This is a genomic window from Pseudomonas oryziphila, from assembly GCF_003940825.1.
GTDB classification, from domain to species: Bacteria; Pseudomonadota; Gammaproteobacteria; order Pseudomonadales; family Pseudomonadaceae; genus Aquipseudomonas; species Aquipseudomonas sichuanensis.
Genome location: NZ_CP034338.1, coordinates 5,954,877 through 5,969,029, shown reverse-complemented (window position 1 = coordinate 5,969,029; position 14,153 = coordinate 5,954,877). Strand labels below are relative to the sequence as shown.

Below are 14,153 nucleotides of genomic sequence, written 5' to 3'. Positions count from 1 at the left end.
GCGCGGCGGGCTTTCTTGCGTCACTGCATTGTCATGTTTTTGTCATACGGGACCGCTAGGGTGTGCGCATGAATGATCTGGCCAACTCCACCATGACCCAAAATTCCCCGCCGGTGCGCATTGATTTCAATACGCCCGAGCTGCAACGCAAGCGCCGCATGCGCGCCCTCAAGGACCGCCTGACCCGCTGGTACGTCCTGGTGGGCGGGCTGGCCGTGCTGGCTGCCATTACCCTGATCTTCTTCTATCTGGCCTACGTGGTGCTGCCGCTGTTCCAGGGCGCCACGCTGACCAGCAAGAAAGCGCTGGAGCCGACCTGGCTGCAGCAGGATGCCGGCAAGCCGCTGATGATCGCCCTCGAGGAACAGAACCTCGTGGGCATGCGCGTTTCCGACAAGGGCCAGGCCCTGTTCTTCGATACCAAGACCGGTAACGAACTCAAACGCGTCGACCTGCCAGTGCCCGCTGGCACCCAGGTCAGCTCGATCAGCACCGATCAGCCGGGCAGCCCGCTGGTGGTGCTGGGCCTGTCCAACGGCCAGGCGCTGGTGTTCCACCACACCTACAAGATCACCTATCCGGACAACAAGAAGACCATCGAGGCGGGCATCGACTACCCCTATGGTCAGGACCTGTTCACCCTGGATGACCAGGGCCGCGCGCTGGAACACGTAAGCGTCAACGTCAATGGCGACACCCTTTTGCTGGCCGGCTCCACCGGTGCACACCTGCAGGTGATCGAACTGTCGCGCACCGAGAACATGATGACCGACGAGGTCACTGTCGAGCAGAACCGCATCGAGCTGCCGCAAATGACCGAGACGGTGAAGAACATCTTCATCGACCCGCGTCAGCAGTGGCTGTACGTGGTCAACGGCCGTGCCACCGCCGACGTCTTCAGCCTGCGCGAGAAGAGCCTCAACGGCCGCTACAAGCTGCTCGAGGACGGCAACGCCGAAATCACCGCCAGCGGCCAACTGGTCGGCGGCATCTCGCTGATCTTCGGTGACTCCAAGGGCGGCCTGAGCCAGTGGTTCATGGCCCGCGACCCGGATGGCGAGTCGCGCCTGAAACTGATCCGCAGCTTCCAGCTGGGCAACGCCCCGGTGGTGCAGATCGACGCCGAAGAGCGCCGCAAGGGCTTCATCGCCCTCGACAGCGCCGGCAAGCTGGGCGTGTTCCACAGCACCGCGCACCGTACCCTGCTGGTCGAGCCGGTCGCCGAAGGCGCGGGCATCCTGGCCCTGTCGCCGCGCGCCAACCGCATCATCATCGAAGAAGGCGGCAAGCTGCTGCCACTGAGCCTGCGCAACCCGCACCCGGAGATTTCCTTCAGCGCGCTGTGGGGCAAGGTCTGGTACGAGAACTACGACGAGCCTAAATACGTCTGGCAGTCGACCGCCTCGAACACCGACTTCGAACCCAAGCTGAGCCTGTCGCCGCTGACCTTCGGTACGCTCAAGGCCGCGTTCTACGCGATGATCCTGGCTGCCCCGCTGGCCATCGCCGCTGCCATCTACACCGCCTACTTCATGGCCCCGGGCATGCGCCGCAAGGTCAAGCCGGTGATCGAGCTGATGGAAGCGATGCCGACGGTGATCCTCGGCTTCTTCGCCGGCCTGTTCCTCGCGCCGTACCTTGAAGGCCACCTGCCGGGCGTGTTCAGCCTGCTGCTGATCCTGCCGGTGGGCATCCTGGTCGCAGGTTTTGCCTGGAGCCGCCTGCCGGAGTCGATCCGCCTGCGTATCCCGGATGGCTGGGAAGCGGCGATCCTGATCCCGGTGATCCTGGCGATCGGCTGGTTCGCGCTGTACATGAGCCCGTTCATGGAAAGCTGGTTCTTCGGTGGCGACATGCGCCTGTGGATCAGCAACGACCTGGGCATCACCTACGACCAGCGCAACGCCCTGGTAGTCGGTATCGCCATGGGCTTTGCGGTCATCCCGAACATCTACTCCATCGCCGAAGACGCCGTGTTCAGCGTGCCGCGCAGCCTCACCCTGGGCTCGCTGGCCCTGGGCGCCACGCCATGGCAGACCCTGACCCGCGTGGTCATCCTCACCGCCAGCCCGGGTATCTTCTCGGCGCTGATGATCGGCATGGGCCGTGCGGTGGGCGAGACCATGATCGTGCTCATGGCCACCGGCAACACCCCGGTGATGGAAATGAACCTGTTCGAGGGCATGCGCACCCTGGCCGCCAACGTGGCCGTGGAAATGCCGGAATCGGAAGTCGGTGGCAGCCACTATCGTGTGCTGTTCCTCGCCGCCCTCGTGCTGCTGATGTTCACGTTCATCATGAACACCTTGGCCGAGCTGATTCGCCAGCGCCTGCGCAAGAAATACTCGTCGCTTTGATAGAAAGGTAGAGATCCGTGAAAAAGGATTCCCTCAAAGGCTGGTTCAAGAGCGGCGCCCCCGGCGTCTGGATCAGCGGTGGCGCGGTAGCCATGGCGGTCATCATGACCGTCGGCCTGCTGGCCGTGATCGCCGTGCGTGGTTTGGGCCACTTCTGGCCGGCCGACCTGGTTCAGGCCACCTACAAGGTGCCTGGCCAGGCTGACCACGTGATCATCGGTGAAGTGGTACAGAAGGAAGAAGTACCGCGCGAACGCCTCAAGGGTGCCGGCCTGCCGGTGCCCGACCAGGGCCCGGAGTTCATGACCCGCGAGCTGATCAAGATCGGTAACCGCGACCTCAACGGCAGCGACTTCACCTGGGTGGTCGGCGAGTGGCTGGTGGACCAACAGAAGCCCGCCGAGCTGATCGCCCTGGAGCGCCGCGAGTGGGGCAACTTCTACGGCTACCTGGTCAGCGTCAAGGAAGAAGGGCGGGTGGTTGCCCAGGGCCCCGAGGCCTGGAACGAGCTGCAGGCCCGCCTCAAGCGCGCCAGCGAACTCAACGACCAACTGGTGAAGCTCGAGAAGAAAGACATCGGCGCCATCAACCATGGCCTGGAGCGCCTGCGCCTGCATGGCCGCAAGCTGGAACTGGACGGCAAGCTCGATGCCGCCGCCCAGGCCGACATGGACGCCGAGCGCGCCGAGCTGAACAACCGCTACAAGGCCATCGAAGAGCGCCTGAGCGGCCTGCACCAGGCCTTCGCCCGCGACAGCCTGGTGGCCCGCGACGGCAACGGCCGCGAAGTGGAGATCAACCTGAGCAAGGTGGTCCACGCGATCCAGCCGAACGCCATGTCTGGCCTGACCAAGATGGGCGCCTACTTCGCCAAGGTGTGGGAGTTCCTCAGTGATGACCCGCGTGAGGCCAACACCGAAGGCGGTATCTTCCCGGCCATCTTCGGCACCGTGATGATGACCCTGATCATGGCCGTGATCGTCACCCCGTTCGGCGTTCTGGCCGCAGTCTACCTGCGCGAGTACGCCAAGCAGGGCCCGGTGACCCGCTTGATCCGCATCGCCGTGAACAACCTGGCCGGTGTACCGGCGATCGTTTACGGTGTGTTCGGCCTGGGCTTCTTCGTCTATGTGCTGGGCGGCTCGATCGACCGCCTGTTCTTCCCCGAGTCGCTGCCGGCGCCTACCCTGGGTACGCCTGGCCTGCTGTGGGCTTCGCTGACCCTGGCGCTGCTGGCGGTGCCGGTGGTGATCGTGGCCACCGAGGAAGGCCTGGCGCGCATCCCACGCACCGTGCGTGAGGGCTCGCTGGCCCTGGGTGCGACCAAGGCCGAGACCCTGTGGAAGATCGTCCTGCCGATGGCCAGCCCGGCCATGATGACCGGCATGATCCTCGCCGTGGCCCGCGCCGCCGGTGAAGTGGCCCCGCTGATGCTGGTGGGTGTGGTGAAGCTGGCACCATCGCTGCCGGTGGACGGCAACTACCCGTACCTGCACCTGGACCAGAAGATCATGCACCTGGGCTTCCACATCTACGACGTCGGCTTCCAGAGCCCCAACGTCGAGGCCGCGCGGCCGCTGGTGTATGCCACCGCGTTGCTGCTGGTGCTGGTGATCGCCACCCTCAACCTCTCGGCGGTGTGGATGCGTAACCACCTGCGCGAGAAGTACAAGGCCCTCGACAGCTGAGTTCAGCTTTAAGCCACAAGCGGCAAGCTCCAAGCAGATTGCCGCTCTGTCCAAACTTGCAGCTAGCAGCTTGAAGCTTGCAGCTTCAAATGGAGTAAGAACATGCAACACGAAGCTCATACCCACGGTATCGACATGTCGGCCCTGGGCCGCGACAAGCAGAGCCTGCGCCTGGCTGAAGAGACCGTGGCCATCGAAGTGCCCGGCCTGTCCCTGTTCTACGGCGACAAGCAGGCGCTGTTCGACGTCAGCATGAATATCCCCAAGCAGCGCGTGACCGCCTTCATCGGCCCGTCCGGCTGCGGCAAATCGACCCTGCTGCGCACCTTCAACCGCATGAACGACCTGGTTGACGGCTGCCGCGTTGAGGGCGCCATCAACCTGTACGGCAACAACATCTACCGCAAGGGCGAGGACGTGGCCGAGCTGCGCCGCCGCGTGGGCATGGTGTTCCAGAAGCCCAACCCCTTCCCCAAGACCATCTACGAGAACGTGGTCTACGGCCTGCGCATCCAGGGCATCAACAAGAAGCGCACCCTCGACGAAGCCGTGGAATGGGCGCTGAAGGGCGCGGCCCTGTGGGATGAGGTCAAGGACCGCCTGCACGAATCGGCGCTGGGCCTGTCCGGTGGCCAGCAGCAGCGTCTGGTGATTGCCCGTACCATCGCCGTCGAGCCGGAAGTGCTGCTGCTCGACGAGCCGTGCTCGGCACTGGACCCGATCTCGACGCTGAAAGTCGAAGAGCTGATCTACGAACTGAAATCCAAGTACACCATCGTCATCGTTACCCACAACATGCAGCAAGCGGCCCGTGTTTCGGACTACACCGCGTTCATGTACATGGGCAAACTGGTCGAATTCGGTGATACCGACACCCTGTTCACCAACCCGGCGAAGAAGCAGACCGAAGACTACATCACCGGTCGCTACGGCTAACGGCGCCGTTGGCGCAGCTGCAAGCTTTGAGCTGCAAGCTGCAAGATAAAGCGGTTAGCGCGGAGCCAGGGAACGACACGAACCACTTGAAGCTTGCAGCTTATAGCTAGCAACTTCGCGGAGCGACAGCATGATCAACAAAGAAAGCCTTACCCATCACATCTCCCAGCAGTTCAACGCCGAGCTCGAAGAGGTGCGCAGCCACCTCCTGGCCATGGGCGGGCTGGTCGAGAAGCAGGTCAACGACGCCGTCACCGCGCTGATCGAGGCCGACTCGGGCCTGGCCCAGCAAGTGCGTGAAGTCGACGAACAGATCAACCAGATGGAGCGCAACATCGACGAGGAATGCGTGCGCATCCTCGCCCGCCGCCAGCCGGCGGCCTCCGACCTGCGTCTGATCATCAGCATTTCCAAGTCGGTGATCGACCTGGAGCGCATCGGTGACGAGTCCACCAAGATCGCCCGTCGCGCTATCCAGCTGTGCGAGGAAGGGGTGTCGCCACGGGGTTATGTCGAGGTGCGCCACATCGGCGACCAGGTGCGCAACATGGTGCGTGACGCACTGGATGCCTTCGCCCGTTTCGACGCCGACCTGGCGCTGTCGGTGGCCCAGTACGACAAGACCATCGACCGCGAGTACAAGACCGCGTTGCGCGAACTGGTCACCTACATGATGGAAGATCCGCGTTCGATCACTCGCGTGCTCAGCGTGATCTGGGCCCTGCGCTCGCTCGAGCGGATCGGCGACCACGCGCGCAACATTTCGGAGCTGGTGATCTACCTGGTACGCGGGACCGACGTGCGTCACATGGGCCTCAAGCGCATGAAAGCGGAAGTGCAGGGCGAGGCCTTCGATGAGGGCGAAATCGCTAATGTTCCGGCTGAACCGGACGATAAATAGAATTGCTCCCGAGCAACAACGCCCGGCATCCGCCGGGCGTTTTCGTTTGCGGTCGAGCACCCTGCAGGCAGCCGCGAACGTGAAGAGAAGTCCCGGCGTGACCCGTGTTTTGGCAAATGGCCATCAGTCGGCGGTATGCTAGTCGGGATTCAAGAGGAGTATCGATGAGTAAAGTCAATGTGCTGGTCGTGGACGATGCCCCGTTCATCCGCGATCTGGTAAAGAAGTGCCTGCGTAATGCCTTCCCGGGCATGGTAATCGAAGATGCGGTCAACGGCCGCAAAGCCATGGCCATGCTCAGCAAGGAGCGTTTCGACCTGGTCCTGTGCGACTGGGAGATGCCGGAGATGTCCGGCCTCGAGCTGCTGAGCTGGTGCCGCCAGCAGGAAGAAATGAAGACCATGCAGTTCATCATGGTGACCAGCCGTGGTGACAAGGAGAACGTGATCCAGGCCATCCAGGCCGGCGTCTCCGATTTTGTCGGCAAGCCGTTCACCAACGAACAGCTGCTGACCAAGGTGAAAAAGTCGCTGACCAAGATCGGCAAACTCGACAGCCTGATGGCGAGTGGGCCGGCGCGGGTAAACTCGGCATTTGCCAACGATTCGCTCAGCGCCCTGACCGGGGGCCGCCCGGAAGCCGCCAAGGTAGCCGCCCCTGCCGCGCCAGCAGCAACGGCCGCCAAGCCGTTGATCAATGCGCCTGCGCCGAAAGCGGCCGCAGCTGCAGCACCGACTGGCCGCGGGCAGGGTCAGCTGCGTCTGGCCAGCGGTCCGCAACCTTGCGTGATCAAGGCCCTGAGCCTGAAGGAGGCGTTGCTGGTGGTGCGTCGCAGCGCCAACCTGCCGCAGGTGCTCGAAGGCGCGGTGCTCGATCTTGAGCAAGGTGATAACGCCGAAGTGGCGCGGCTGAACGGCTACCTGCACGCCGTTGCGGCGCTGGAACCGAAGCCGGACAGCGACTGGCTGCAATTGAACTTCAAGTTCGTCGATCAGGATGCGCAGAAGCTCGATTACCTGTCGCGGCTGATTGCCCGTGGCACTGCGCAGAAGCACTTCACGCCCGGCGCCTGAGGCGCAGGGCTTGCCTTTGTAGGAGCGGCCTTGCGTCGCGAAAGGGCCGCAAAGCGGCCCCAATGATCTTTGCCACTGGTCAAGATCTGGGGCTGCTGCGCAGCCCTTTCGCGGCACAAGGCCGCTCCTGCAGGTCGGTGTGAGCTCATGTCTTCCGACCAGCTGTAGCAACTCGTCTTGAAATCGGCTGCTAGGCTTCGACAGAACTCAACTGTCAAAAAGCCACTATCATGCCGCCCGCCCGCCTGCTGCTGTTCTGTGCCTTGCTCACGGCCTCGGCGTCGAGCCTGGGCATGACCATCTACAAAACCACCGACGATTTCGGTGTGGCCTCCTATTCCGAAAGCCCCAGCCCAGGGGCAAAACCCTTGATCGTTCACGAGCCCATGGTCGAGCGTCTCGACGGCCAGGTGCGCCTGCAGACCGAGGCATTCCGTGGCGGCGTGCGTTTCGTGGCGCGTAACGAGCTGCATGTGCCCATGGAGGTCGAACTGCGCCTCAATGGCCTGGCCAATGCCTTCGGCGGCAATGCCCCGCGCCTGGTCAGGCGTGTGGTGCCCGCGCGTTCGACCCAGGTGCTCAGCGTCATACTGGCCGCGCCCAGCGGGCCGTTGAAATACGTCAGCAAGTTCGAATACGCCATGGGCGATCCCATCCAGCGTACCCAGGGCTATCGCTACCCCTTCCCATGGAAGGGCGGGCCGTTTCGCATCAGCCAGGGGCCCAATGGCCGCTTCAGCCATTTCGGCCCGAAGGGGCGCTACGCCATCGATATCGCCATGCCCGAGGGCACGCCGATCATCGCCGCCAGGGGCGGGGTGGTGGTCAGGATCGAGAACAGCCAGACCGGGCGTGGTAGCAACCCGGCGGGCAACTTCGTGCGCATCCTGCACCCGGACGGCACCATGGGCGTCTACCTGCACCTGATGCGCGGTTCGGTGGTGGTGGCGGAGGGGCAGCAGGTGGTGGTGGGGCAGGCGCTGGCCAAGTCGGGCAATACCGGCAACAGCAGTGGGCCGCATCTGCATTTCGTGGTGCAGCGCAACGTGGGGCTGGCGCTGGAGTCGATCCCCTATCAGTTCGACCGGCCGATTGGCGGGATGCCGGATTTCACTGCCGGCAACCCCTGAAAAACATCGCGGGGCAAGCCCGCTCCCACGCCTGCACCACTAGCAGCGTGGGAGCGGGCTTGCCCCGCGATAGGTTGCAGATGCTGATCAATCCAGCTTGAGCACCTTGGCCAACACGATCTTCGGCCCTTTCATCTTCTTGATGATGATGCGCAGGCCTTCGACCTCCAGCACTTCCTCTTCCTCAGGCACGCGCTTGAGGGTTTCGTAGATCAAGCCGGCAAGGGTTTCCGCCTCGATGTGATCGAGGTCGATCCCCAGCAACCGCTCGACCTTGAACAGCGGCGTATCGCCCCGTACCAGCAGCTTTCCGGGCTGGTAGGCGAGGATGCCGCGTTCGGTCTTGCGGTGTTCGTCCTGAATGTCGCCCACCAGCACTTCCAGCACGTCTTCCATGGTCAGGTAGCCGATCACCTTGCCGTCGGCCTCTTCGACCAGCACGAAGTGCGCGCCGCCTTTGCGGAACTGCTCGAGCAGTTGCGACAGCGGCATGTGTCGGGACACCCGCTCCAGTGGCCGGGCCAGGTCGTCCAGGTCGATGGTCTGCGGTAGGTGGTCCAGTTCGGCCAGCTCCAGCAGCAGGTCCTTGATGTGCAGCAGGCCGGTGAACTCTTCGCGCTCGGCGTCATACACCGGGTAGCGGCTGAACTTGTGCCGGCGCAGCAGCGCGAGGATGTCCTTGAGCGGGGCATGGGCGTCGATGCTGACCATGTCCTCGCGCGAGTTGGCCCAGTCGACCACTTCCAGCTCGCCCATCTCCACTGCCGAGGCCAGCACGCGCATGCCCTGGTCGCTCGGGTCCTGGCCGCGGCTGGAGTGCAGGATCAGCTTGAGCTCCTCGCGGCTGTAGTGGTGCTCGTGGTGCGGGCCGGGCTCGCCTTGCCCGGCGATGCGCAGGATGGTGTTGGCGCTGGCGTTGAGCAGGTAGATGGCCGGGTACATCGCCCAGTAGAACAGGTACAGCGGCACCGCCGTCCACAGCGACAGCAGCTCGGGTTTGCGGATCGCCCAGGACTTGGGCGCCAGCTCGCCGACCACGATGTGCAGGTAGGAGATGACGAAGAACGCGACGAAGAACGAGATGCCCTTGATCAGTTCGGGAGAGTCGACGCCGAAATAGGCCAGCAGCGGTTCGAGCAGGTGGGCGAACGCCGGCTCGCCGACCCAGCCCAGGCCCAGCGAAGCCAGGGTGATGCCCAGCTGGCAGGCTGAAAGATAGGCGTCGAGCTGGTTGTGTACCTTGCGCAGGATGCTGCCACGCCAGCCATGCAGCTCGGCGATGGATTCGACGCGGGTGGAGCGCAGCTTGACCATGGCGAACTCGGCGGCAACGAAGAAGCCGTTGAGCAGCACCAGGAACAAGGCAAAGAGAATCATGCCGAAATCGGCGAACAACGAGGTGAGGCTGATACCAGGGGAAGGGTCCATGATGGAGTTTTACGGGGTCCGTCTGCTGAAAAGTAAGAAAAAAGTGCCAGCTTTTGCTGGCACAGGGGATCCAATGTAGCGGCTGAAGCCGCAAAAGCAAAGGGCCGCTACACGCCCCATCGCCGGCAAGCCGGCTCCCACAGATACAGCGCATGGCTTGAGAGCAGCACGGTCGGGGTGGGAGCCGGCTTGCCGGCGAAAGGGCTGCAAAGCAGCCCTCGTTGATGTCACGCTTTGTTTGCCACCAATTGTGCCGGCGCAAAATGACAGGTGAAGGTGCTGCCATGCCCCGGCACGCTGCTGATTTCCAGGCGCCCGCGATGGCGCATCAGCACATGCTTGACGATCGCCAGGCCCAACCCGGTCCCGCCGGTGTTGGAGGCGCGGCTGGAGTCGACGCGGTAGAAGCGTTCGGTCAGGCGCGGCAGGTGCTTGGCCTCGATGCCGACGCCCGAGTCCTGCACCGACAGGTGCGCGCCCTGGTCATCGGCCCACCAGCGAATGCGGATGGTGCCCTCATCCTGGGTGTACTTGACGGCGTTGAACACCAGGTTGGAAAACGCGCTGCGCAGTTCCGACTCGCTGCCCTTCAAACGGATGCCGGGTGTGGCCTCCAGGGTGATGCGCTGGTTGCGCGGGCCGGACAGCGCCTGGGCATCGTTGTTGATGGCAGTGAGCAGGGCGTCGACCAGCACCGGCTGGTTGTCCGAGGGGTAGTCGGTGGCTTCGAGCTTGGCCAGCAGCAGCAGGTCGTTGAGCAGGGTCTGCATGCGCGAGCCTTGCGCGCTCATCTGTTGCAGCGCACGGCCCCAGCGCGGGTTCACGCCTTCGACGTTGTCCAGCAGGGTTTCCAGGTAGCCGGTGATCACCGTCAGCGGCGTACGCAGCTCGTGGCTGACGTTGGCGACGAAGTCCTTGCGCATCTGTTCGAGCTGATGGATGCGGGTCACGTCGCGTACCAGCATCAGGTGCTCGTTGTTGCCGTAGCGGGTGAGTTGCAGTTGCACGCGCAGGCGGTCGTTGATCGGTGAGGGGATCTCGAGCGGTTCGGCATAGTTTTCCGCTTCGAAGTACTCCTTGAAGCGCGGGTGGCGCACCAGGTTGGTCACCGGTTGGCCGCCGTCCTGCGGGGTCTTGAAGCCCAGCAGGGTTTCGGCGGCGCGGTTCCACCACTCCAGGTTGCCTTCGCTGTCGAGCATGATCACCGCGTCACGCAGTGCGGCGGTGGACTCCTGCACCCGGTCGATCACCGCCTGCAGGCGGCCACGCACGCGCTGGTCGCGGCGCTGCAGGTGATAGATGCTGTCGAACACCTCGCCCCACAGGCCATAGCCGTCTGGCGGTGCCTCATCGGGCTGGTGGTGGCGCAGCCAGTCGTGCAGGCGCAGCAGCTGCTTGAGCGTCCAGCCCAGGTAGAACGCCAGGCCGATGGCCAGGCTCCAGCCGTAGAAACCGCTGACCAGGCCGCCGATCAGGCAGACGGTGATCAGCAGCAACATGTGGCGAATCAGGGTTGCGTGCCAGTTCTGGTTCAATTGACGGATCCTTCGGACCGAGCTCCAAGCTGCAAGCGGCAAGCTACAAGAAGAAGCGGATCGGTGATGCGGTTAGTCCATTATTTCGAGCCAAGCGCTGTAGGCTCTTTCTTGCAGCTTGCAGCTTGCAGCTAGCTCTTGGTCGAGAACCGATAGCCAGTGCCGCGGACGGTTTGTACCAAATTTTCGTAGGCTTCACCCAGCGCCTTGCGCAGGCGGCGGATGTGCACGTCGACCGTGCGCTCCTCTACGTAGACGTTGCCGCCCCAGACCTGGTCGAGCAGCTGGCCGCGGGTGTAGGCGCGCTCCTGGTGGGTCATGAAGAACTGCAGCAGGCGGTATTCGGTGGGGCCCATCTCGGCAGGCCTGCCGTCGATGGTCACTCGGTGGCTGATCGGGTCGAGCAGCAGGCCGCCCACTTCGATGGGGGCTTCGCTGTCGCTCGGGCCGGTGCGGCGCAGCACGGCCTTGAGGCGCGCCACCAGCTCGCGCGGTGAGAACGGCTTGGTGATGTAGTCGTCGGCGCCCACTTCGAGGCCCTGGATCTTGTTGTCCTCTTCGCCCTTGGCGGTGAGCATGATGATCGGGATATCGCCGGTCAGTTCATCGCGCTTGAGGCGGCGTGCCAGTTCAATGCCCGAGGTGCCCGGCAGCATCCAGTCGAGCAGGATCAGGTCCGGCTTGCGGTCGACGATGATGGCGTGGGCCTGTTGCGAGTTCTCCGCCTCAAGGCAGTCATAGCCAGCCATTTCCAATGCAACGGCGATCATCTCGCGGATAGGCGCTTCGTCGTCGACGATCAGAATGTTTCTGCCAACCATGCTCAATTACCTCTCCCGGGAACGGTGTCTTGGCCCGCATTAGATAACGGAATTATTGCAGCTGTGTGACAGGGCATGGGCAGTTCTGGCGACATTGCATGACTGGGCTAGGCTTCACAGGGCCGCTGCAGCGGCTACCAGAACCCTTCCACCCCCCGAAACGATGGTGATTCCAATGACACGACATACGCTGAGCTGGATGGCCCTTTGCGCTGCGCTGGCAGTGCCGGGGGTGGCGTCGGCTCATCACGCCATGGAGAAGGATGGCATGTGGGTCGACCACAACGACATGACCCTGTACACCTTCGACAAGGATGCAGGCGGCAAGTCGATGTGCAACGGTGATTGTGCGAAGAACTGGCCGCCTTTGATGGTGAAGCAGGACGACGAGGCGCCAAAGGACAAGTGGACGCAGATCAAGCGTGACGACGGGTCGATGCAGTGGGCTTACGATGGCAAGCCGCTGTACACCTTCGTCAAGGACAAGAAAGCCGGGGACATGACCGGCGATGGCATGAAGGATGTCTGGCACGTGGCCAAGCCTTAAGAGCGACTTGTAACCTGTGGGAGCGGGTTTACCCGCGAATGCCATGGTGGGCTCACCGACGCATTCGCGGGTAAACCCGCTCCCACAGGGGCTTTGACTCTCAACGCAACGCGTAATCCAGCACCACCCCGATAAAGATCAGCATCCCCGCCCAGTGGTTGTGCAGGAACGCCTTGAAGCAGGCGTCCCGGTCCAGCCTGCGCGTCGACCAGAACTCCCAGGCGAAGCACACCGCTGCCGCCAGCAACCCCAGATGGAACCAGCCCCCCAGCTCGAAACGGCTGCCGGCCAGCAGCAGGCAGCCCAGCGACAGCAGCTGCAGGCTGAGGATGATCACCCGGTCGGCCTCGCCGAACAGGATGGCGGTGGATTTCACCCCGATCTTCAGGTCGTCGTCACGGTCGACCATGGCGTAGTAGGTGTCATAGCCCACCGTCCACAGCAGGTTGGCGATGTACAACAGCCAGGCGGCGGCCGGCAGCTCGCCGCCGGCGGCGGTGAAGGCCATGGGGATGCCCCAGGAGTACGCGGCACCCAGCACCACCTGCGGGTAATAGGTGTAGCGCTTCATGAACGGGTAGCAGAACGCCAGGGCCACGGCGCCGAACGACAGCCAGACGGTCCGGGCGTTGGTGCACAGCACCAGCAGGAAGCTCACCCCCACCAGCACGGCGAACAGCAGCAAGGCTTCGCGTGGCTTGACCCGGCCACTGGCCAGCGGCCGGTCGGCGGTGCGTTTGACGTGGCCGTCCACCTTGCGGTCGGCGAAGTCGTTGATGCAGCAGCCGGCGGCACGCATCAGCACCACCCCCAGGCCGAAGATCAGCACGTTGGCCACGCTGGGTGCGCCATTGCCGGCGATCCACACGGCCATCAGCGTCGGCCACAGCAGCAGGTAGATGCCGATCGGGCGGTCCATGCGGCTCAGCTGGACGAAGTCCCAGGCCCGTGGGTGCAGGCGGTTGAGCGATTTGAGCAGTTGCAGGTACATCAGCAGGTTGCCTCCTTGGCCGCTTGCCACAGTGCCGGCAGGAAAATCTCTGCCACCAGCAGGTCGAGGCCGGCACGCTCGAAGCGCGAACGCCGCCCCCACAGCCCGGCATGGGCGGCCTCGGCAGGCAACCAGGCCTGTGGATAACTGCACACCTCGATGGGGTGGCGGACGAACGCCTGGTCGCAGAACAGCAACTCGCCGAGCGAGCGGGTGCCCAGGGTTTCCAGGTCCAGGCCGCCGCGTTCCAGCACACTGCGCCCGGCCACGCTGCGGGCGAACACCCAGGGCTGGCCATGGCCGCGCAGGTAGACCTCACGCACCCAGCCCTCTTCGCCAGGCGCAAGGCCGAGCGCTGCGCATTCGTCATCGCGCAGCGGTTGCCAGCCTTCGAACAAGGGCGTGACGCTGAAGTGGTCGTGGGACAGTTGGGTCAGGCGGCGGGTCAGGGAGCCTTGGTCGAACAGCCAGTCGAGGGTCGGCTGGTCGAGCGCGCTCGCCAGTTGTGGATACGGCAGCCACGCGACAGCGGCTGCTTGCGGGGTTTCGTACGACACGTCGGTATGCTTGTGACAGCCAGAGAGGCGGCGAGCTTAGCATGATTGCCCTGGCGGCTTGCATACAGTACAAAGCCCGGACGAGATTGCGCGGTGCCTCTATCGCGGGGCAAGTCCGCTCCCACTGGCGTTGTGGGAGCGGGCTTGCCCCGCGATAGAGGCCATCAGCAGCGACACATCAAGCCTGAC

General features: G+C 63.8%; 12 protein-coding genes. 7 read left to right on the top strand and 5 right to left on the bottom strand.

The window, feature by feature from the left end; all coding sequences use genetic code 11:
- The first annotated feature begins 68 nt into the window (after positions 1-68).
- The 6 genes from EJA05_RS27715 to EJA05_RS27690 all read left to right on the top strand — a co-directional run bounded on the left by EJA05_RS27715 (position 69) and on the right by EJA05_RS27690 (position 8,085).
- Entirely contained in the window at positions 69-2,357 is a 2,289-nt protein-coding gene (locus EJA05_RS27715; protein ID WP_125466085.1) for an ABC transporter permease subunit, read from the top strand.
- A gap of 17 nt (positions 2,358-2,374) precedes the next feature.
- A complete protein-coding gene (gene pstA / locus EJA05_RS27710) occupies positions 2,375-4,045 on the top strand; it encodes a phosphate ABC transporter permease PstA (RefSeq protein ID WP_125466084.1) in 1,671 nt (556 codons plus the stop codon).
- Positions 4,046-4,147: 102 nt separating this feature from the next.
- Positions 4,148-4,981, top strand: a complete 834-nt coding sequence (pstB, locus tag EJA05_RS27705) for a phosphate ABC transporter ATP-binding protein PstB (protein ID WP_125466083.1) — start codon at positions 4,148-4,150, stop codon at positions 4,979-4,981.
- A gap of 130 nt (positions 4,982-5,111) precedes the next feature.
- On the top strand, positions 5,112-5,882 hold the full coding sequence (gene phoU / locus EJA05_RS27700; protein WP_125466082.1) for a phosphate signaling complex protein PhoU: 771 nt from the start codon (positions 5,112-5,114) through the stop codon (positions 5,880-5,882).
- 164 nt (positions 5,883-6,046) lie between these two features.
- Positions 6,047-6,955, top strand: a complete 909-nt coding sequence (locus EJA05_RS27695; protein WP_125466081.1) for a response regulator — start codon at positions 6,047-6,049, stop codon at positions 6,953-6,955.
- Between the two features lie 230 nt (positions 6,956-7,185).
- Entirely contained in the window at positions 7,186-8,085 is a 900-nt protein-coding gene (locus tag EJA05_RS27690; RefSeq protein ID WP_125466080.1) for a peptidoglycan DD-metalloendopeptidase family protein, read from the top strand.
- A gap of 87 nt (positions 8,086-8,172) precedes the next feature.
- Here EJA05_RS27690 and EJA05_RS27685 read toward each other — a convergent pair whose 3' ends face one another.
- The 3 genes from EJA05_RS27685 to phoB form a co-directional block, all read right to left on the bottom strand.
- A complete protein-coding gene (locus tag EJA05_RS27685; protein WP_125466079.1) occupies positions 8,173-9,513 on the bottom strand; it encodes a hemolysin family protein in 1,341 nt (446 codons plus the stop codon).
- A gap of 227 nt (positions 9,514-9,740) precedes the next feature.
- Positions 9,741-11,012, bottom strand: a complete 1,272-nt coding sequence (phoR, locus tag EJA05_RS27680) for a phosphate regulon sensor histidine kinase PhoR (RefSeq protein WP_407692112.1) — start codon at positions 11,010-11,012, stop codon at positions 9,741-9,743.
- Between the two features lie 167 nt (positions 11,013-11,179).
- On the bottom strand, positions 11,180-11,869 hold the full coding sequence (phoB, locus tag EJA05_RS27675; protein ID WP_011536427.1) for a phosphate regulon transcriptional regulator PhoB: 690 nt from the start codon (positions 11,867-11,869) through the stop codon (positions 11,180-11,182).
- 175 nt (positions 11,870-12,044) lie between these two features.
- Between phoB and EJA05_RS27670 the strand changes: the two genes are divergently transcribed.
- Positions 12,045-12,416 carry a COG4315 family predicted lipoprotein gene (locus EJA05_RS27670; protein WP_125861140.1) on the top strand — a complete coding sequence of 124 codons (372 nt, stop codon included), beginning with the start codon at positions 12,045-12,047 and terminating at the stop codon, positions 12,414-12,416.
- A 100-nt stretch (positions 12,417-12,516) separates the two neighbouring features.
- Here EJA05_RS27670 and ubiA read toward each other — a convergent pair whose 3' ends face one another.
- The gene (gene ubiA / locus EJA05_RS27665; RefSeq protein ID WP_125861138.1) at positions 12,517-13,407 is read right to left on the bottom strand and encodes a 4-hydroxybenzoate octaprenyltransferase; all 891 of its coding nucleotides are present in this window, start codon (positions 13,405-13,407) and stop codon (positions 12,517-12,519) included.
- The gene (locus EJA05_RS27660) at positions 13,407-13,964 is read right to left on the bottom strand and encodes a chorismate--pyruvate lyase family protein (protein WP_125861136.1); all 558 of its coding nucleotides are present in this window, start codon (positions 13,962-13,964) and stop codon (positions 13,407-13,409) included. Before EJA05_RS27660 ends, ubiA begins: the two co-directional genes overlap by 1 nt.
- Positions 13,965-14,153: the final 189 nt, after the last annotated feature.